General features: G+C 69.6%; 18 protein-coding genes. 8 read left to right on the forward strand and 10 right to left on the reverse strand.

Features of this window, described 5'->3' with window-relative positions; genetic code table 11:
* Window position 1 precedes the first annotated feature (1 nt).
* The 5 genes from ACH413_RS44395 to ACH413_RS44415 all read right to left on the reverse strand — a co-directional run bounded on the left by ACH413_RS44395 (window position 2) and on the right by ACH413_RS44415 (window position 4,025).
* A complete protein-coding gene (locus ACH413_RS44395; protein ID WP_360038980.1) occupies window positions 2–520 on the reverse strand; it encodes a 3-hydroxyanthranilate 3,4-dioxygenase in 519 nt (172 codons plus the stop codon).
* Entirely contained in the window at window positions 517–942 is a 426-nt protein-coding gene (locus tag ACH413_RS44400; RefSeq protein ID WP_360038983.1) for a RidA family protein, read from the reverse strand. Before ACH413_RS44400 ends, ACH413_RS44395 begins: the two co-directional genes overlap by 4 nt.
* Window positions 939–1,655, reverse strand: a complete 717-nt coding sequence (locus ACH413_RS44405; RefSeq protein ID WP_360038985.1) for a 4-oxalocrotonate decarboxylase — start codon at window positions 1,653–1,655, stop codon at window positions 939–941. Before ACH413_RS44405 ends, ACH413_RS44400 begins: the two co-directional genes overlap by 4 nt.
* Complete coding sequence (locus ACH413_RS44410; protein WP_360038988.1) at window positions 1,652–3,091, reverse strand: 2-hydroxymuconic semialdehyde dehydrogenase; 1,440 nt, start codon at window positions 3,089–3,091, stop codon at window positions 1,652–1,654. Before ACH413_RS44410 ends, ACH413_RS44405 begins: the two co-directional genes overlap by 4 nt.
* Window positions 3,092–3,173: 82 nt before the next feature.
* Window positions 3,174–4,025, reverse strand: coding sequence for an alpha/beta hydrolase (locus tag ACH413_RS44415; RefSeq protein ID WP_360038991.1), 852 nt, complete (start codon window positions 4,023–4,025; stop codon window positions 3,174–3,176).
* Window positions 4,026–4,149: 124 nt separating this feature from the next.
* On the opposite strand from ACH413_RS44415, the gene ACH413_RS44420 reads away from it, so the two are divergent.
* On the forward strand, window positions 4,150–4,734 hold the full coding sequence (locus ACH413_RS44420) for an ABATE domain-containing protein (protein WP_360038993.1): 585 nt from the start codon (window positions 4,150–4,152) through the stop codon (window positions 4,732–4,734).
* On the opposite strand, the gene ACH413_RS44425 is transcribed toward ACH413_RS44420, so the two are convergent.
* A complete protein-coding gene (locus ACH413_RS44425) occupies window positions 4,713–5,390 on the reverse strand; it encodes an alpha/beta fold hydrolase (RefSeq protein ID WP_360038996.1) in 678 nt (225 codons plus the stop codon). The two genes, ACH413_RS44420 and ACH413_RS44425, sit on opposite strands and share 22 nt — an antisense overlap.
* A 106-nt stretch (window positions 5,391–5,496) precedes the next feature.
* Between ACH413_RS44425 and ACH413_RS44430 the strand changes: the two genes are divergently transcribed.
* Entirely contained in the window at window positions 5,497–5,931 is a 435-nt protein-coding gene (locus ACH413_RS44430) for a cupin (RefSeq protein ID WP_360038999.1), read from the forward strand.
* Window positions 5,932–5,934: 3 nt separating this feature from the next.
* On the opposite strand, the gene ACH413_RS44435 is transcribed toward ACH413_RS44430, so the two are convergent.
* Complete coding sequence (locus ACH413_RS44435; protein ID WP_360039002.1) at window positions 5,935–6,297, reverse strand: helix-turn-helix domain-containing protein; 363 nt, start codon at window positions 6,295–6,297, stop codon at window positions 5,935–5,937.
* Between the two features lie 110 nt (window positions 6,298–6,407).
* Here ACH413_RS44435 and ACH413_RS44440 point away from each other — a divergent pair, with 110 nt between their 5' ends.
* The 5 genes from ACH413_RS44440 to ACH413_RS44460 all read left to right on the forward strand — a co-directional run bounded on the left by ACH413_RS44440 (window position 6,408) and on the right by ACH413_RS44460 (window position 10,813).
* Window positions 6,408–6,779, forward strand: a complete 372-nt coding sequence (locus ACH413_RS44440; RefSeq protein ID WP_360039005.1) for a DoxX family protein — start codon at window positions 6,408–6,410, stop codon at window positions 6,777–6,779.
* Between the two features lie 103 nt (window positions 6,780–6,882).
* Window positions 6,883–8,106 (forward strand): glycosyl hydrolase family 8, encoded by a 1,224-nt coding sequence (locus ACH413_RS44445; RefSeq protein WP_360039008.1) that lies wholly within the window; start codon window positions 6,883–6,885, stop codon window positions 8,104–8,106.
* A gap of 105 nt (window positions 8,107–8,211) precedes the next feature.
* Window positions 8,212–8,811 (forward strand): right-handed parallel beta-helix repeat-containing protein, encoded by a 600-nt coding sequence (locus ACH413_RS44450; RefSeq protein ID WP_360039544.1) that lies wholly within the window; start codon window positions 8,212–8,214, stop codon window positions 8,809–8,811.
* A 112-nt stretch (window positions 8,812–8,923) separates the two neighbouring features.
* Window positions 8,924–9,640, forward strand: coding sequence for a spermidine synthase (locus tag ACH413_RS44455; RefSeq protein WP_360039011.1), 717 nt, complete (start codon window positions 8,924–8,926; stop codon window positions 9,638–9,640).
* Between the two features lie 69 nt (window positions 9,641–9,709).
* Window positions 9,710–10,813, forward strand: coding sequence for a VanZ family protein (locus ACH413_RS44460; protein ID WP_360039014.1), 1,104 nt, complete (start codon window positions 9,710–9,712; stop codon window positions 10,811–10,813).
* Here ACH413_RS44460 and ACH413_RS44465 read toward each other — a convergent pair.
* Together ACH413_RS44465 and ACH413_RS44470 are read right to left on the reverse strand one after the other, a co-directional pair.
* Window positions 10,750–12,852 carry an alpha/beta fold hydrolase gene (locus tag ACH413_RS44465; protein ID WP_360039017.1) on the reverse strand — a complete coding sequence of 701 codons (2,103 nt, stop codon included), beginning with the start codon at window positions 12,850–12,852 and terminating at the stop codon, window positions 10,750–10,752. The two genes, ACH413_RS44460 and ACH413_RS44465, sit on opposite strands and share 64 nt — an antisense overlap.
* Complete coding sequence (locus tag ACH413_RS44470; protein WP_360039020.1) at window positions 12,849–13,922, reverse strand: class I SAM-dependent methyltransferase; 1,074 nt, start codon at window positions 13,920–13,922, stop codon at window positions 12,849–12,851. Before ACH413_RS44470 ends, ACH413_RS44465 begins: the two co-directional genes overlap by 4 nt.
* A gap of 105 nt (window positions 13,923–14,027) precedes the next feature.
* On the opposite strand from ACH413_RS44470, the gene ACH413_RS44475 reads away from it, so the two are divergent.
* Window positions 14,028–16,682 (forward strand): AAA family ATPase, encoded by a 2,655-nt coding sequence (locus ACH413_RS44475; RefSeq protein ID WP_360039547.1) that lies wholly within the window; start codon window positions 14,028–14,030, stop codon window positions 16,680–16,682.
* Here the strand turns inward: ACH413_RS44475 and ACH413_RS44480 are convergent.
* Entirely contained in the window at window positions 16,650–17,276 is a 627-nt protein-coding gene (locus ACH413_RS44480; RefSeq protein ID WP_360039023.1) for a glyoxalase, read from the reverse strand. The two genes, ACH413_RS44475 and ACH413_RS44480, sit on opposite strands and share 33 nt — an antisense overlap.
* Window positions 17,277–17,279 lie beyond the last annotated feature (3 nt).

The raw sequence follows: 17,279 nt of genomic DNA on the forward strand, positions 1-17,279 counted from the left end.
GTCAGCCCTTGCCGGGATGCAGGGCGCCGCAGTTCTCGCAGGTGCGGCTGTCGACGGAGGCGTAGAACTTCTCGAACACCGGCGGCAGGTCGGCCACGATGTCGCGCACCTGCAGCTCGATCTCGTGGATGAGGTGCGAGCAGCTCAGGCAGTACCACTGGAACCGTTCGAGCGTGCCCTCCTCGCGGACGCGTTCGATCACGAGGCCGATCGAGTCCGGGTCGGGTCGCTGCGGCGAGTGCGGGGTGTTGCCGGGCAGCAGCCACGTCTCGCCCTCGCGGATGTGCACGGTCCGCGGGCCGTCCGCGGTCATGACGTCGACGTGCATGTCGCCCTTGATCTGGAAGAACCACTCCTCGTAGGGATCGTCGTGGAAGTCGGTGCGGCTGTTGGGGCCGCCGACGATCTGCACGATGAAGTCGTCGCCCAGTGCCATCGTCCTGTTCGCGACCGGCGGCTTGAGCAGGTGCCGGTTCTCGGCGATCCAGGCCTGGAAGTTGATCACGGGCGGCAGAGTCATCGAGTCTCCTCGGTACGCGGCAGGCGGGCGATCGCCTGGATCTCGATCAGCAGGTGCGGATGCGGAAGCTGGTGCACGGCGACGGTCGTGCGGGCCGGTCCGGTCTCGTCGAAGAACTCGGCGTAGACCTCGTTGTAGCCGCCGAAGTCGTTCATGGAGACCAGGAACGTGGTGACCTGGGTGACGTCGGCGAGCGTGCAGCCGACCTCGCCGAGGATGGTGGCGATGTTCTCGATCACGGCCCTGGTCTGGGCGCGGATGTTCAAGTTCGTGGTGCCCAGTTCGTCCACCTCGACACCGGCGAACGAGTCGTCGGGACGCCGGGAGCTGGTGCCGGAGACGAACACCAGGTCGCCGGAGACCTTGACGTGCGGGAACCGTCCGCGCGGGCGGGCGAGTCCGGTGATCGTGCGTGCGGTCATCGCGGCCGTCCTTCGAACGAGACGGGGCCGAGCCCGTCGATGGAGCACTCGACGTGTCCCCCGGTCAGTGGCAGGGCCACGGTCGCCGCGCCCGCCAGCACCACGTACCCGGCCTTCAACGGGATGTTCCGCTTCCGTGCCACCTCTTCGAGGGCTACCAGTGCGTTGACCGGGTCGCCCAGAATCGCGCTGGTGGAGCCTTCCACAATGGACGATCCCGCGGTCAGCCGCACGGCGCGGTCGCCGATGTCGGTCATGGGCTGCCAAGGTCCGATGACGTACCCGGCGGCGGAGGTGTTGTCGGCGATGACGTCGGTGTGGGTGAAGCGGAAGTTCTCGTACCGCGAGTCGATGATCTCGATCGCGGCGGCGACCGCGTCCACGCACTCCAGGATCGGGACGGTGCCGTCGACGTCGCGGGACAGCCGGTAGGCGATCTCCGGTTCGGCCTTGGGGTGGATGAGGTTCTCGCTCGTGCGGCCGGCCATCCCGCTCGTGAGCCTGCCGACGATCACCTCGGACACGCCCATCTGCCTCATCTTCGCCTCGCTGGTGAAGCCGAGCTTCACGCCGGTGACGATCTCGCCGTCGCGTTCCCGCAGGGCGATGAGCGCGTGCTGGACCGCGTAGGCGTCCTCCACCGTGAGGTCCCCGAAGCTGGAGATCGCCGTCGCGGTCGTCTGTGCTTTGTGGAGGGTCTCGGCGTGGTTCACAGCTGCACGCACACGTTCGTCGGCTCGGTGTAGAAGTGCAGCGACGACTCGCCGCCCTCGCGGCCGATCCCGGACATGCCCATGCCGCCGAACGGTGACCGCAGGTCGCGCAGGAACCAGGTGTTGACCCACGACATGCCGACGTTCATGGCCTGCGCGACGCGATGGCCGCGGCGCAGGTTGTTCGTCCAGACGGAGGCGGCCAGGCCGTAGTCGGTGTCGTTGGCGAGCGCGATCGCCTCTTCCTCCGCGTCGAACGGGATCAGCGCCGCGACCGGCCCGAAGATCTCGTCGCGCACCACGCGGTCGGCGTTGGTCAGCCCGGTCCACAGCGTCGGTTCGATCCACGAACCGTCCCGCAGACCTTCCGGCATCTCGGGAATCCCGCCACCGACGATCGCCTTCGCCCCGGCCTCCTCCGCCAGCGCGAGGTGGTCGAGCACCTTGCGCCGGTGCTGCTGCGAGATCAACGGACCGGTGGTCGTGTCCGGATCGGACGGATCACCGAGCTTGAGCGCTCGCGCGCGTTCGGCGAGCCCGTCCGCGACGTCGGCGAAGATCGTCCGCTGCACGTAGACGCGTTCGGTGCACAGGCAGACCTGGCCGGTGTTGGTGAAGATCGCCCGGCCCAGCCCGGCGAGCGCCTCGTCCAGGTGCACGTCGTCGAACACGATCGCCGCGTTCTTGCCGCCGAGTTCGAACGACACGGGGCGGACGCGCGGTGCGACCGTCCTCATGACACGGGTGCCGGTCGCGGTGGAACCGGTGAAGGTCACCCCGTCGATGCCGGGGTGTCCGGCCAGAAGCTCACCGATGTCACCGTGACCGTGCACCACGTTGTAGGCGCCCGCGGGCAGTCCCGCGTCGCGCAGCACCTCGGCGAGCAACGTCGCCGTGGCCGGGGTCAGCTCGCTCGGCTTCACCACGACGCTGTTGCCGCACGCGAGCGCGGCCGCCACCTTCCACGTCAGCAACAGCAGCGGGAGGTTCCACGGCACGATCACCGCGACCACGCCGAGCGGTTTGCGGACGGCGTAGTTCAGCGCCTGCCTGCCGTCCGCGAGATCGGTGAGGAACGACTCCTGACCGGCCGCGGACACCACGTCCGCGAACGTCCGGAAGTTGTGCACCGCCCTCGCCACGTCGAGTTCGCGGGCGAGCGCCACCGGTTTGCCGGTGTCCGCGACCTCGGCGGCGACGAACTCCTCGAACCGCGCCTCGATGCCGTCGGCGGCCCGTCGCAGCACGGCCGCCCGTTCCCGCACCGGCACCCGGTCCCAGCCGGACGTGCGCGCGGCGGCCACCGCCCGGTCGACCAGCGGCGCGTCGGCGGCCTGCACCATCGCGTGCGTCCTGCCGGTGGCCGGGTCGACGTCACCGAAGGCCGCGTCCCGCTCGGCGAACGCGCCACCGACGAAGTTGCGGATCATTTCCATGACCACCACTGTGGGCAGCGCCGCCATGCTCCGCCAATGCCGTTCTCGCGGCCGGTCATGCCCGCCCGGCTATAGCGTCAGGTCAGGCGAAAGTCTTCGCCAGCACCGTGTTCACGTGCGCGGCGATCTCGTCGGCCGCCTCCTCCAGCGCGAAGTGGCCGGTGTCGAGCAGTACGACCTCGGCGGAGGGCACGTCCCGGCGGTAGGCCTCGGCTCCGGGAGCGATGAAGAACGTGTCGTTGCGGCCCCAGATGGCGAGAACATTCGGCTGCCGCTCGCGCAGCCAGGCCTGCCAGGACGGGTAGCGGCCGGGGTTGGTCTGGTAGTCCCACAGCAGCGCCTTCATGTAGTCGGCGCGGCCGGGCAGGTCGATGACGGCCTGGTCGGCCAGCGCCTGCTCCGGGTCGATGTGCTCGGGGTTCTTCGCGCCCGTGAGCCACTGGTGCTGAGTGCCCGCGAGGCTGACGACCCAGTCGACGGTGTCCTGGTGCTTGGCCCTGTCGCTCCACCAGCCGTTCAAGCCCTCGACGTCAGGGCCGAAACCCTCCTCGTAGGCGTTGCCGTTCTGCGTGATCACGGCCCTGACCCGCTGGTCGTGCTCCAGCGCGATCCGGAAGCCGACCGGAGAACCGAAGTCGAACATGTAGACGGCGTAGTCGCCGACGCCGAGCAGGTCGATGACCTTGCCGGTGACCTCGGCCAGCCGGTCGAACGTCGGGCTCTCCGGCAGCGGGTCGGACGAGCCGAAGCCGGGGTAGTCGATCGCGACGAGGTGCCAGTCGGCGGCGAGGCGGTCGATCAGCCGCACGTAGGCACGGGTGCTCGACGGGTAACCGGGCAGCAGCACCAGGGTGGGCCTGCTCGCGTCACCCGCCTCGCGGACGAACACCTTCAGGCCGTCGACCTCGACGTGGTGGTGGCGGATCGCGGGCATCTCGTTCTCCTCGGTTCGTCCTAATGGATAGAACGACCGTATACACGTTAGGTTCGCCGCTGCAAGAGTTCCTGACGAGAATCTGCTAACGTCTTAAGAGTCGCTTCAACCATTAGGAGACGGTGTGGCCACGACCCTGCCCGAGTTCCAGGCGGCGGGCTTCCCGATGGGCGCCGAGCCGCTCGTGGCGCTCGACCTGGTGGACACGCAGGCGTTGTGCCTCGACCCGGTCAGGGACTTCCTCGCGGACGAGGCCGAGCACGCGAAGTGGTGGGCGCTGCAGGCGGACCGGCTGCCCGCCGCACCGCCACCGGCGATGAGCGCCACCCGCCGGTTGCGTTCGGTGCTCCAGGAACTGTTCGACGCTCACCTGACCGGGCGCGCGCCGGATCCGGCGCTGATCGCGGATCTCAACGCCGTCGCCGCCGCGGTTCCGACCAGCCCCCGGCTCGACGGCTGGGGAGCCGGGGCGAAGGCAGAGATCCGGTGGCACGACGACTACAACGGTCATCCGGCACTGGCCGCGATCGCGGGAGAGGCGATCCGGCTGCTGGCCGACCCCGTGCAGAGGGAGAAGCTGCGCGCGTGCGGCAACCCGGCCTGCTCCATGGTCTTCCTGGCCGAGAACAAGCGCCGGGTCTGGTGCGCCGCCAACGTGTGCGGCAACCGGGCCCGGGTCGCGCGGCACTACGAACGCACGCGCGCCTGATCCTTCGTGGCCTCGTGCAGCAGCACGGCGAGCGGGGCGGGCGTGGACAGGAACGGCGAGTGCGACGTCGGCAGGTGATGCACCACCGACGCGCGGGTGGCCAGCTCCTCCTGCAACGCCGGCGGCATCGTCTTGTCGTTGTCGCACACCAGGTACGTGGACGGGATCGTGAGCCAGCCGGCGGCCCTGAGCCGGTCGGAGGCGGAACGGGCGCTCTGCGGCCGCAGCATCGTGACGGCACGCTCGGCCAGCACGGGATCGACGTCGCCGTAGAACTGGGCGACGGCGTCGGGCGGCGGAGCGACGAACTCGGTCTCGAACGGCGGCATGCCCGCCGCCTCACCGATCGACGTGCCCGCTTCGAGCATCCACGCCGCCAGGTAGACCAGGCGCGTCACGAAGGCCGACCCCGCCGTCGCCTCGGTGACCGGGAAGCCACCGTAGGAGTGCCCGACCACCGCGACCGGCCGGTCGATCGCCGCGATCGCGTGCCGGATGGCCTCCGCGTCCTCGTGCAGCCCGGCGGGCGAACCCGAACTGGGCAGGTCGACGGTGTGCGCGGTGCGGCCGAGGTGGCGCAGCTCCTCGACCACGAGCTCCCAGCACCACGAACCGTGCCACGCGCCGTGAACGAGAAGGATGTCGGGCAAGTGCATCTGATCTCCCGCTAGGAAGCCGGAATCGTCTCACGGGCACGCCTCGCGCCGGACGAGACCCGGCTAAAATCGATCACGCTGCCGTTCTACGTCTGAGGAGACGCCCATGCGGACGATCAGCCGGCTCGCTCTGGTCACGGCGCTCGTCGGTCTCGCGGCCACCGCGGCACCGGCCGTCGCGGGTGCGACGCCGGGTCACGGGGTCAGCGCCGTCACGATCTTCGACCAGACCGTGGGCGACACCCAGTACGTGATCAGGGAGATCACCATCGAGCCGGGAGGGGCCACGGGCTGGCACTACCACCCCGGCCCGGTGCGCGGCGTGGTCACCAAGGGCGTGCTGACCCACCACGACTCCGACTGCTCGGTGGACGGCGTGTACCGGCCGGGTCAGTTCATCAGCGAGCGCAGCGGCACCGGGTACGTCCACATCGGACGAAACCTCGCGGCCACCCCACTGGTGCTGACCGTGTTCTACGAGAACCCGGTCGGCAACCCGCTGGCCGTCAGCACGCCGAACCCAGGCTGCTCCTTCGAGTGAGGACTACCGGCGGCGGTTCGCGTTGATCTCGTCGCGGTGCTCCAGCGCCCACTCGGCGAGCGCGATCACCAGCGGTACCAACGTCTTCCCGAGCTCGGTCAGCTCGTACTCGACCCGTGGCGGCACCTCCGCGTAGGCCGTGCGGCTGATCAGGCCGTCCTCGGCGAGGTGCTTCAACGTCAGCGTGAGCATGCGCTGCGAGATGCCGGTGACCGTCTTCTCCAGCTCGCCGAAGCGCAACGGGCCGGAGAACAGCGCGCCGACGACCAGCAGGCTCCACTTGTCGCTGATGCGGTCGAGGACCTCGCGGACCGCGCCCCCGTCGTTCATCGGCGGCGGGCAGCTGCCGCCGGGAGTGAACCCCATCACAGCCGGACCTCCCGTCCTGGACACATACATCGGTGTGCCTTTTGCGACGCCCTCATTGCAGACACATCATGAGGCTACGCACAAGAGGTAAGGATTGGAGAGTTCGAATGAACATCGCACTGTGGGTGGTCCAGGGCCTGTTGGCGGCGCTGTACCTGGGCGCCGGGGTCATGAAGCTGGTGCGGCCACGCGAGCAGATGATCGCGTCCGGAAACTTCGACTGGGCGAAGGACGTCACCGACACGGGCCTCAAGGGAATCGGTGCCGTCGAGGTGCTCGGCGCGCTCGGCCTGATCCTGCCGTGGCTGACCGGCATCGCTCCGATCCTGACGCCCATCGCGGCGGTCGGACTGGTCATCGTGCAGGTCTTCGCCGCGCGGGCGCACGTCAAGATCGGCGACACGAAGTCGTTGCCCGTCAACGTGATCCTGCTGCTGTTGGCCGCATTTGTCGCGATCGGCCGTTTCGCGGCATTATAGTATGTAAAGTTTCCTATCATATTGACCAGAGGTCTAGACGTGTGTCACGCTCACGAAAATCGCCGCCCTCCAAGCGAAAACGGCCACTTCGAGTGAGGGACACATGCGCAAAACCCTGCAAGCACTGGCTTTGACCGCTGTCGCCGCCACCAGCCTGATCTCCGCGCACTCGGCGATCGCCGCTCCGGTGGCGGCGAAAGCCGCGGCCTCCCCGTACGTTCCGGGAACGCTGCGACCGTCGGCTGACCAGGCGACCCAGGACGCCGCGTTGATGAAGTACTGGAACTTCTGGAAGACCAACTTCCTGAGCACCAAGTGCGGTTCCGGTACCTATGCCGTGCTGTCCAAGGACGCCGACCACGCCTACGTCGCCGAGGGCGAGGGCTACGGCATGACGATCGCCGCGATGATGGGCGGCAAGGACACCCAGGCGCGGGCGATCTTCGACGGCATCCTCAAGTTCGTCAAGGCGCATCCGTCGGTCAACAACAAGGACCTGCACGCGGCCGAGCAGGACGCGAACTGCAAGAGCGTCAACGGCAGCGACTCCGCGACCGACGGCGACCTGGAGATCGCGTACGGCCTGCTCGTCGCCGACAAGGTCTGGGGCAGCACCGGGTCGGTGAACTACCTGGCCGAGGCCAAGCGGGTCATCAACGCCATCAAGAAGTCCGAGGTCAACTCCAGCTCGAAGTACATGCTCCTGGGCGACTGGGGCAACGACGCCGAGTACAAGAACAGCTCGCGCTCGTCGGACTGGATGCCCGGCCACTTCCGCGCGTTCGCCAAGGCGACCGGTGACTCGACCTGGACCACGATCCGCACCACGCACGAGAGCGCGGTCACCAAGATCCAGTCGCAGTACTCGAGCAAGACCGGGCTGCTGCCCGACTTCGTGGTGAACACGAACAGCAGCATCAAGCCCGCGCCGGCGAACTTCCTCGAGGGCGAGTACGACGGCGCCTACAGCTGGAACGCCTGCCGCGACCCGTGGCGGCTCGGCGCCGACGCGATCACCGCGTCCGACAGCGCCGCGCAGGCCCAGGTCCGCAAGATGAACACCTGGATCCAGACCAAGACCGGCGGTGACCCCGCCAAGATCGGTTCGGGCTTCAAGCTCGACGGCACCGCGACCGAGTCCGGCGAGCACCCCTGCTTCACCGCGCCGTTCGCCGTGGCCGCGATGAACGACCCGGGCAGCCAGGTGTGGCTCGACAAGCTGTTCACCCAGATCACCAGGTTCAGCCCGGACAAGAACGACTACTACGGCACCGGTATCAACCTGCAGGTGCTGATCATCCTGTCCGGCAACTTCATCGCTCCCTGATCACCCTCCGCCGCCCCCATCGGAGGTTCCCTTGTCGGTCCGGCCGGTGAGCCGCCGGACTGCCCGGCCCCCGCCCCGGGCTACGACTCCGGTTACGGGCTATGGCTGGTCGACGCGCCGTACTGGCACCTCACCGGGTTCACGGTCGCGGAGTCCAAGAAGGGCATCGTCGCGGACAACTCGCACCACACGGTGATCGACCGCGTGACCGTGCGCAAGACCGACGAGGAGGGCGTCCACTTCCGGAAGTCCTCCGCCGACAGCGTCATCCGCAACTCGACGGTCACCGACACCGGCCTGGTCCAGATCGGGTTCGGCGAAGGTGTCCACATCGGATCCGCCGAGTCCAACTGGGAGTGTCACGGCAACAGCGGCGGCGTCGACAAGAGCGACCGGGTCCAGGTGCTGAACAACACCATCGGCCCGAACGTCACCGCCGAGCACGTCGACGTCAAGGAGGGCACCCAGAAAGGCGTCATCCGCGGGAACACGTTCAACGGCAAGGGGATCTCGGGCCAGCATTCCGCCGACTCGTGGGTGGACGTGAAGGGTTCCGGCTACCTGCTGGAGAACAACACCGGCACGTTCAGCAAGCCCGGCACCCTGGCCAACGGCTACGAGACGCACCAGATCACCGGCGGCGCAAGCGGGTGCCCAACGTGGTCCACGCGTCCAACACCGTGGCAGGCGCGAAGAAGGGCCTGACCAACGCGAAGGTCACTCCGTAGGCGGTACGCGGCTGTCCTGCGGGTTCGGCGAACCCGCAGGACAGTGCTCACCCGATCGGGTCCAGGTCCACGGGGTACCGTGCCGTCGCATGAGTGCTCGGTTCCAGGAACTCGACTACCGCCAGACCCCGCTCGGTGAGCTCACCCTCCGCCGCCGGCTCGAACCCGGCACCGGCAGGGAGATCCACGAGATCAAGCTCAACGAAGAGTTCCTGATGTCCAGCCTCTTCGTCGTCGCCGAGGTCGAACTGGCCCGCCTGGCACTCGCGGAACTGTCCGGGGACGGCCTGAACGTGGTCGTGGGCGGCCTCGGACTCGGCTACACCGCGCAGACCGTTCTCGAAGACCCGCGGGTCGGCGCGCTGCTCGTCGTCGACGCCCTCGGCGAGGTCATCGAATGGCATCAGCAGGGCCTCATCCCCGCCGGGAAGACGCTGGCGGCCGACGAGCGCTGCCGGCTCGTCCACGGTGACTTCTTCGACCTGACCCGGTCCGGGCAGGGCTACGACCCGGAAGCGCCCGGCAGGCTGTTCGACGCCGTCGTCGTCGACATCGACCACTCCCCGCGCCACCTGCTGCACCCCACCAACGCCGACTTCTACGAACCCGAAGGCGTGCGGCGGATCAGCGACCTGCTCAGCCCCGGCGGGGTGTTCGCGCTGTGGTCCAACGACCCGCCCGAGGACGAGTACACCGCCACTCTCGCGAGCGTCTTCACCGACGTGCGGGCCGAGGTCGTCAGCTTCCCCAACCCGATCCAGGGCCGTGACTCGACGAACACGGTCTACCTGGCGAAGCGCGGCTGACCGCGTCCATTCGCCCTATCTTCGAGAATCTTGGTTTGGCCGCGGCCGTTCGCGGGCATTGGATCGCTCATGATGGCGTCGTACTGGGAGACCGCCCGGACCGGTTTCCTGGCGTTCGTGGGTGTCGGGTTGCTGGTTCTGGTTCCGCTCGTGCTGCTGCACTACTTCCGATTCCGGCGGGTGGAGCCGCGCAGGGCCTTCGTGTTGTACGGCCTGCTGGCCTACGGGCTCGTCGCGCTGGCGTTGATCTTCCTGCCGTTCCCGTCGGACGTGGCGAAGCTGTGCACGGGCGACCAGATGCTGTCCACGGTCCCGTTCCAGTGGGTGACCGACATGAACAACAACATGGCGGCGTACGGACGTTCCGGCATCGGGGCGATGGTGCGGTCGCAGGCGTTCCTGCAGCAGCTGTTCAACGTCGCGTTGTTCGTCCCGCTGGGTGTGGTGCTGCGCAAGGCGTACGGCAAGGGGCCGCTCGCCGTGATCGCCATCGCCATGGGCCTGTCGCTGGCCATCGAGGTCGTGCAGTACACCGGCAACCTCGGTTTCTACCCGTGCCCGTACCGGATCGCCGACGTCGACGACCTGATCTCCAACACCTTCGGCGGCCTGCTGGGCTGGATGCTGGCACCGGCCGCGATCGTGGTGCCGAGGGTGCCCTCGTCGGACGAGGCGGCGGCGCCGATCGGCACCGTCACCTTGCCGCGCAGGCTGATCGGGCTGGTCTCCGAGCTCGTCCTGGTGATCGTGATCGCGAAGCTCGTGCTGCACTCGGACCCGCTGTGGGCCGTCTGCGTGCTCGTGGCGTTCCGCGTCGTGCTGCCCGCCGCGGCGAACGGGATGACGATCGGCGGAATCCTGCTGCACTACCGGATCCGCTCCCAGGACGGGTCGCGCGCCAACCCGGCCCAGCTCGCGTTGCGCGAACTCCTCGGGTTCACCGGTTTCATGGCCTACGCGACGGTCGTGTCGCCGCTGATCGACATCGGCTGGTGGGACCTGGTCGTCGTGGCGTTGTACGTCGGCGGCGCGTTCGTCTTCCCGGTCTTCCGGCGGGACCAGCGCGGCTGGCACGAGCACGCCGCACGGACGCGCGACCTGCCCGCCGTTCACAACAGTTCGGCGAGCAGGGAGGCCGCGACCGAGGCCCCGTTGGACTCGACCGCGCGGTAGGCGATCTCACGTCCGATCTCCTCGGCGATGGCCGTGGCCAGCACCTGACGGTCGACGACCTCCTCGTAGGTCATGCACCGGCCCGCTCCGTAGCGTTCGAGCCTGTGCCGGACGTGGAAGTTCTGCTCGAAGTGGTGGCGCAGCGGGACGAAGAGGAACGGGCGCCGGGCGGCGGTCAGTTCCATGCACGTGGTCAGGCCGCCCTGCACCACCGCCAGGTCGCACGCGGCGAGGTGCCGCGGCAGATCCGGCAGGTAGCCGCGGATCTCGACGCCGGGGTGGCTCGGCAGCGAGGCCGGATCGATGCGCGGTCCGGTGACGACGAGGAACCTCAGGCCCGGTACCCGCCGAGTCGCGGCGGGCACTGCGTCCAGCACTCGCCGCAGCAACGACTCCCCCACTCCCGAGCCGCCGACCGTGACCACGCACAGCTTCTCGTCGTCACGGACGCGGAGCTGCCTGCGCAACGCGTCGCGCTCGCGTTCGTCCGGCGGGTCGAATCCCGTTACATAGCCGGAGAAGTCGAAGTTCTGCTCCGTCCACTCGCGAATCGCGGGCAGGCCCTCGCCGAACGGCAGGGAGATCACGTCATCCGGGTTGCCGACGAACACCGAGCGGTCGCGCACGCGGCGCAGGCGGGCTCTTTGCTCGATCATGTCGAGGTTGTAGTCGGCGGTCAGGCGTTGCTCGCGGGCGCCGCCGTCGGGCATCGGCAGCCAGCCGACGAAGTCCGTCAGCCAGGCGAACGAGAACCGCTTCAGGGCGGGGTTCTCGTGCAGGAAGTAGTCGACGTCCCAGGCCTCGTCGCCGATCACCAGGTCGTACGGCTCGGCGTCGAGGACGTCGTTGAAGACCATGAAGTTGTTGACCAGCACCGCGTCCAGGCGCCGGAACGCCTCGAACACGTGCAGGTCGTGCTCGCCCGCGTCGTCCTCGACGTGGGCCGACTCGTTCGCGAGCCACGCGGACGCCGGGTGGATCCGCTCCCCCGCCGGGCCGAGCACCTCGGTGACCGGGTGCTGCGCGAGCCAGTCGATCTGCAACCTCGGATGCAGTTTGCGCAGCTCGGACGCTATGGCGAGGTCACGGCGGGCGTGGCCGAGGCCGATCGGCGAGCTCAGGTAGAGCGCTCGCGGCGGCCTGGTGATCGCCCTGGACGACCTCGTGCGCCGGGCCACGGGATGCACGCGATCGACGAACTCCTTGATCAGCAGGTTGATCCGCACCGGGTCGCGGGCGTGCACGCCGTGCCCGGAGTCGTCGAGCAGCACCAGCGAGCCGCCGGTGAGCTCGGCGAGGCGTTCCCCGATGGCGTGCGGGCGGATGCGGTCGTCGGTTCCGTGGATCACCAGCACCGGGCAGCGGACCTTGCGGCAGTCGTCCTCGATGGACGCGGAGCTGTTCCGGCCGATCGTCGTGTCGACCAGTGTGGCGGGCTCGACCTCGTGCGCCCACCGCACGGCGTCCTCGATCTGCTTGGTGGAGTGGGGTTCGGGGAACATCCGCGCGAAGAACCAGTCGGCGAAGTCGTCGTAGCCGCCGTCCAGCCAGTATCGCCGGTTGTACTTGCCCTCCGCTGATTCCCAGGCCTCCTTCTCCTGCGCCTGCGCGCCGATGAGCGAACCGCTGGCCGGGCCGATCACGACGATGCCGGAGACCCGGTCCGGGTGGTGCGCGGCCGCGAGCACCGACCAGGCGTCCCCGCGCGACAACGCCACCAGCACAGCACGTTCGGTGTTCGTCGCGTCCAGGACGGCGATCGCGTCCGCCGCGTACTCGGCATCCACATAGGACTCACCGCCGACCGGGCGGTCAGAATCGCCGGACCCCCGTCCGTCGAAGGTGACCACCCGGAAGTGCCGTGCCAGGTAGGGAACCTGGGCCTTCCAGAACCTCGACGGCACGATCGACCACGTCGGCATCATCAGCACCGTCGGCCTGCCGGGGTTGTCGTAGACCCGGAACGCGAGCCGCACCCCGGCGCGTTCGGCGAACCCCGCCTGGTCTGCCTCGCGCACCGGGCGCGGCTCGGCTCTCACGGCCGGACTTCGAGGACCTGGTTGAACGGGGTCTGGGCCACCCCGGCGAACCGGGTGAACCCGCCGGCCACCGCCACGTCGCGGATGCGCGCGGGCCCGGCCTGGGTGCCGAGCGCGAGTCCGACGTCCTGCGACAGCGAGGCCGGCGTGCACAGCAGCGCGGAGAAGCCGTAGTAGGTGCGGCCGACGGGGTTGAGATTGTCCTCGACGTGGTCGCCCGCCATGGGTTCGACGATCATCCACGTGCCGTCGGACGCCACCGCGTCCCTGACGTGCTGGGCCGCCCCGACCGGGTCGCCCATGTCGTGCAGGCAGTCGAACATGGTCACGAGGTCGTAGTCCCTGCCGCTGAAGTCCTTCGCGGAGGCGACCTCGAACGTCACCCGGTCGCCGACTCCGGCGGCCGCCGCCCGTTCGCGAGCGATCTCGATCGACTCGGGGTGGTAGTCCGACCCGGTGAAGAACGACTTCGGGAACGCCTGTGCCATAAGGATCGTTGATGCGCCGTGGCCGCAGCCGACGTCGGCGACCCGTGCACCGGCCTGCAACTTCGCCGTCACGCCGTCGAGCGCGGGCAGCCAGCCCTCGATCAGGTTCGCCGCGTAGTTCGGCCGGAAGAACCGCTCGCAGCCGAGGTGCACGTCGGTGTTGTGCTCGTGCCAGCCGACCCCGGAGCCGCTGCGGGCCGCGTCCAGCACGCGTCCGGCGTCGTGCACGGTGCCCAGCGCGATCTGGAACATGCCGGGCAGGAACGCGGGGCTGTCCTCGACCGTCAACGCCACCGCGTGCTCGATCGGCAGCGTGTATCGGCTGGTAGCGGGGTCGTAGGTGACATAACTGCCGGCTGCCTGGGCGTTGAGCCACTCCCGCGCGTAGGGCTCGGCGGTGCCGGTGCGGTCGGCGAGTTCGGCGGGGCTGATCGGGTCGCCCGACGCCATCGCGCGGTAGTAGCCGAGCTTGTCGCCCATCACGACGAGCGCGGCGTTCAGCGTGGCGCCCACCTCGTCGACGGCGCGGAACACGAACTGCATGAGCTTGTCGGTGTCTACCTCGGGTCTTGTCGTCGTCATCTGCTCTTCCCTCCGGTGAGGGTCGGAACCTATGAGCGCCAACGGGACGGTCGCATCAGGTGCCCCACCTAGTGCAGTGGTCTGCTTACACTCCCCCGTGTGCTGATGGGACGCGAGTCCGAGCGTCGACAGGTCGAGCGGCTCGTCGCGAGCGCCCGGCTCGGGCACGGCGGCGTCCTCGCGATCACCGGAGAGCCCGGTGTCGGCAAGACCGCGCTGCTGCGGTTCGCCGCCGAGTGCGCCACCGGCATGACCGTCCTGCAGGCCGCCGGGAGCGAGCCGGAGCGGGAGATCCCGTTCGGCGCCCTGCACCAGGTGCTGCGGCCGGCGCTCGACCGTCTCGACGAGATCCCGGCACCTCAGGCGCAGGCGTTGTCCGTCGCGCTCGCACTGAGCCCTGGGCCCGCCATCGACCGGTTCGCGGTCGGGGCCGCCACGCTGAGCCTGCTCTGCCGGTTCGCCGAGCAACGGCCGGTCGCGGTGCTGCTGGACGACCTGCACCTGGTCGACCGGCCGTCGGCGGACGCGCTGGCGTTCGCGGCGCGCAGGCTGGTGGCCGATCCGATCGTGCTGCTGGCCACCTCGCGCTCCCCTGATCCCGGACTGCCCGCGCTGCCGTTGTCCGGCATCGATCTCGCCGCCGCCGGTGAGCTGGTGTCGAGCCGTTCCGGCACGGCCCTGACGCCTGAGTTGATCGCGCGCCTGCACCGGGCGACGGCCGGGAACCCGCTCGCGTTGATCGAACTGGCCGCGCACCGGCTGGAGCACGTCTCTCCGGAGGCGCCGCTGCCGGTGTCCGCGGCGTTGGCCCACGAGTTCGCGGCGCAGGCCCGGTCACTCGGCGAGGACGGGCGGGCGGCGGTGACCGTCGCCGCGGTGGCGGGCAACGACCTGCGGGTCGTCGCGAACGCGTGCCGGTTGCTCGGTGTCACGGTCGGCTCGCTCGCCGAAGCGGAGAGCGCCGGGCTGGTCCGGATCGCCGACGGCCTGGTCGAGTTCCGGCATCCGCTGATCCGCTCCGCCGTGTACGGGGACTGCGATCCGCAGCGGCGCCGGTCGATCCACCGCGCGGTGGCGGAAGCCGTGGGGCCGCACGACGCCGACCGGCAGGCCTGGCACCTGGCCGAGGCGTCCGTCGGACCGGACGCGGACGTGGCGGATCTCCTCGGACGGGCGGCGGAGCGGGCCCACGAACGCGGTGCGCACGACGTCGCCGCGGCCGCCTACGAACGGGCCGCGCGCCTGAGCCCGGACGTCGAACGGCACGCCCTGCTGTGCGTGACGGCGGCGGAGTCGGCCTGGCTCGCCGGCACCACGCCGCGCGCCGTCGCGTTGCTCGACGAGAGCGGGTCGAACGAGCAGAGAGCCCTGGAGCTGCGCGGGGCGATCGCGGCGCGCACCGGTTCGCTGACCGAGGCCCGCGACCTCTGCTGGACCGCCGCCCGTCAGGCCGGTGACCAGGAGGAAGGCGTCGTGTTCCTGGCCGACGCCGTGAACGCCTGCTTCTACCTCGGCGACACCACGTCCGCGATCAAGCTGGCTCACGAGATCGAGGAACTGCTCGGGCAGGTGACGACACCGCGGGCGCTCGGGCTGGGTCAGATGGCGGCGGGCGTGGCGCGGATCCTCGCCAACCAGGGCGGCGCCGGCCAGATCCGGTCCGCCACCGGGCTTCTCGCCGCCTCCGACGAGTGGCGAGACGACCGGCGCAGGCTGTGGTGGCTGATGATCGGGCCGTTGTTCCTGCGGGACGCCGACTCCGGCGCCGAACTGCGGCGCATCGTCGGCCAGGCCCGTGCGGAGGCGGCCGTGGGAACCCTGCCGTCGTTGCTGTTCCACGTCGCGAGGGACGAGGCGACCACCAACCAGTGGGTGCGGGCCGAGGCCACCTACGACGAGGCGACCCGGCTGGCGCGGGAGACCGGGCAGGAGACCGACCTCGCGATGTGCCTGGCGGGCCTGGCGTGGCTGCGGGCACGACTGGGCGACGAGGCGCGGTGCCGTGCGCTCGTCGCGGAGGCACTGCCCCTCTGCCGCTCCCGCGACATCCACATCGGACGGGTCTGGTCGCTGTTCGCCTTGGGAGAGCTGGAACTGGGGCTCGGCGATCCGCAGAAGGCGCTGGCACACCTGGAAGAACTCGCGGCCCTCCTCGACGACCTCAAGCTCACCGACCCGGACCTGTCCCCCGCGCCCGAACGCGCCGACGCGTTGGTGCGACTGGGCAGGCACGAGGACGCCTGGCAGGTCGCGCGGCGCTACCGTGCCGAAGCCGCGGCGAAGGGCCAGCCGTGGGCGATGGGACGCGCCGAACGCACGATCGGCATGCTCAGTCCTGCCTTCGACACGCACTTCGAGGCGTCCTTGCGTTTCCACGAAAGGACTTTGGACGACTTCGAGACCGCGCGCACCCGTCTCGCCTACGGTGCCCGCCTGCGGCGCGCCCGGCGCCGGGTCGACGCCCGGCCGCACCTGCACGCCGCGCTGGAGACGTTCGAGAACCTCCGCGCGGCCCGGTGGGCGGATCTCGCCGCGGTCGAACTCGGCGCGACGGGCGAGACGATCAAGCGCCGCACACCGGGCGAAACCCTTACGCCCCAGGAGTTGCAGGTGTCGCTGCTGCTCGCGGAGGGCAGGACCACCCGCGAGGTCGCCGCCGCGTTGTTCCTGAGCCCCAAGACCATCGAGTACCACCTGCGCAAGGTCTACACGAAGCTCGGCATCCGCTCACGCGCCGAGCTGGCCGGCCGTCTGCCCTGACGCCCACGCGAACCCGTCCGGGTCGACGAAGCGACCGGCGCCGACCATCTCGATCCGGTGCGAGCCGGAGCCCTCCGGCGACACTCCCGCGTCCTTCGCGAGGGCGCGCCGCCGGTACAGCCCGAGCTTCACGGCACCGGCCGAGGCGAACTGGACGTACATGCGGCCGAAGCTCTTCTCCACGGTGAAGCCTTGGTCGAGGTAGCACTGCTTGCTCGCGACGATGTCGTTGGCGCCCAGCAGGAGCACGACGTCGCCGATCTCGCCGGTGGCCGGGCCGGTGTTCTTCTTCTGCGAGGTCGCGACCTTCCAGATGGTGCCGTCCGGCGCCTGCACGACCCCGCCGTAGCCCCACATCGACTTCGCGGCGGGCTTCAGCACGGTCGCACCGGCGTCGATCGCGCCGCCGATCAGCACGTCGACGTCGGCGGGCTGCGCCACCGTGAGGGACAGGGTGAAGCCGCGGAAGCCGGTGGCCGGTTCCTGGCTCTCGCGCAGCCGCAGCCGGGAGCCGAGCCCGAAAGCGTTGGCGTAGAAGCGTTCGGCGGCCGCGAGGTCGGCCACTTCGAGGGTGATCGCGTCGAATGAGGTCATGCC

The organism is Lentzea sp. NPDC020367, assembly GCF_044387305.1.
Taxonomy (GTDB): domain Bacteria; phylum Actinomycetota; class Actinomycetes; order Mycobacteriales; family Pseudonocardiaceae; genus Lentzea.

What these genes read in the sequence shown, in the direction of transcription:
- ACH413_RS44430 (WP_360038999.1), top strand. Translation starts at nt 5,497, where the DNA reads ATGCGGACGATCAGCCGGCTCGCTCTGGTCACGGCGCTCGTCGGTCTC.
- ACH413_RS44460 (WP_360039014.1), top strand. Translation starts at nt 9,710, where the DNA reads ATGATGGCGTCGTACTGGGAGACCGCCCGGACCGGTTTCCTGGCGTTC.
- ACH413_RS44475 (WP_360039547.1), top strand. Translation starts at nt 14,028, where the DNA reads ATGGGACGCGAGTCCGAGCGTCGACAGGTCGAGCGGCTCGTCGCGAGC.
- ACH413_RS44400 (WP_360038983.1), bottom strand. Translation starts at nt 942, where the DNA reads ATGACCGCACGCACGATCACCGGACTCGCCCGCCCGCGCGGACGGTTC.
- ACH413_RS44415 (WP_360038991.1), bottom strand. Translation starts at nt 4,025, where the DNA reads ATGCCCGCGATCCGCCACCACCACGTCGAGGTCGACGGCCTGAAGGTG.
- ACH413_RS44440 (WP_360039005.1), top strand. Translation starts at nt 6,408, where the DNA reads ATGAACATCGCACTGTGGGTGGTCCAGGGCCTGTTGGCGGCGCTGTAC.
- ACH413_RS44470 (WP_360039020.1), bottom strand. Translation starts at nt 13,922, where the DNA reads ATGACGACGACAAGACCCGAGGTAGACACCGACAAGCTCATGCAGTTC.
- ACH413_RS44425 (WP_360038996.1), bottom strand. Translation starts at nt 5,390, where the DNA reads ATGCACTTGCCCGACATCCTTCTCGTTCACGGCGCGTGGCACGGTTCG.
- ACH413_RS44395 (WP_360038980.1), bottom strand. Translation starts at nt 520, where the DNA reads ATGACTCTGCCGCCCGTGATCAACTTCCAGGCCTGGATCGCCGAGAAC.
- ACH413_RS44445 (WP_360039008.1), top strand. Translation starts at nt 6,883, where the DNA reads ATGCGCAAAACCCTGCAAGCACTGGCTTTGACCGCTGTCGCCGCCACC.
- ACH413_RS44455 (WP_360039011.1), top strand. Translation starts at nt 8,924, where the DNA reads ATGAGTGCTCGGTTCCAGGAACTCGACTACCGCCAGACCCCGCTCGGT.
- ACH413_RS44410 (WP_360038988.1), bottom strand. Translation starts at nt 3,091, where the DNA reads ATGGAAATGATCCGCAACTTCGTCGGTGGCGCGTTCGCCGAGCGGGAC.
- ACH413_RS44480 (WP_360039023.1), bottom strand. Translation starts at nt 17,276, where the DNA reads ATGACCTCATTCGACGCGATCACCCTCGAAGTGGCCGACCTCGCGGCC.
- ACH413_RS44435 (WP_360039002.1), bottom strand. Translation starts at nt 6,297, where the DNA reads ATGGGGTTCACTCCCGGCGGCAGCTGCCCGCCGCCGATGAACGACGGG.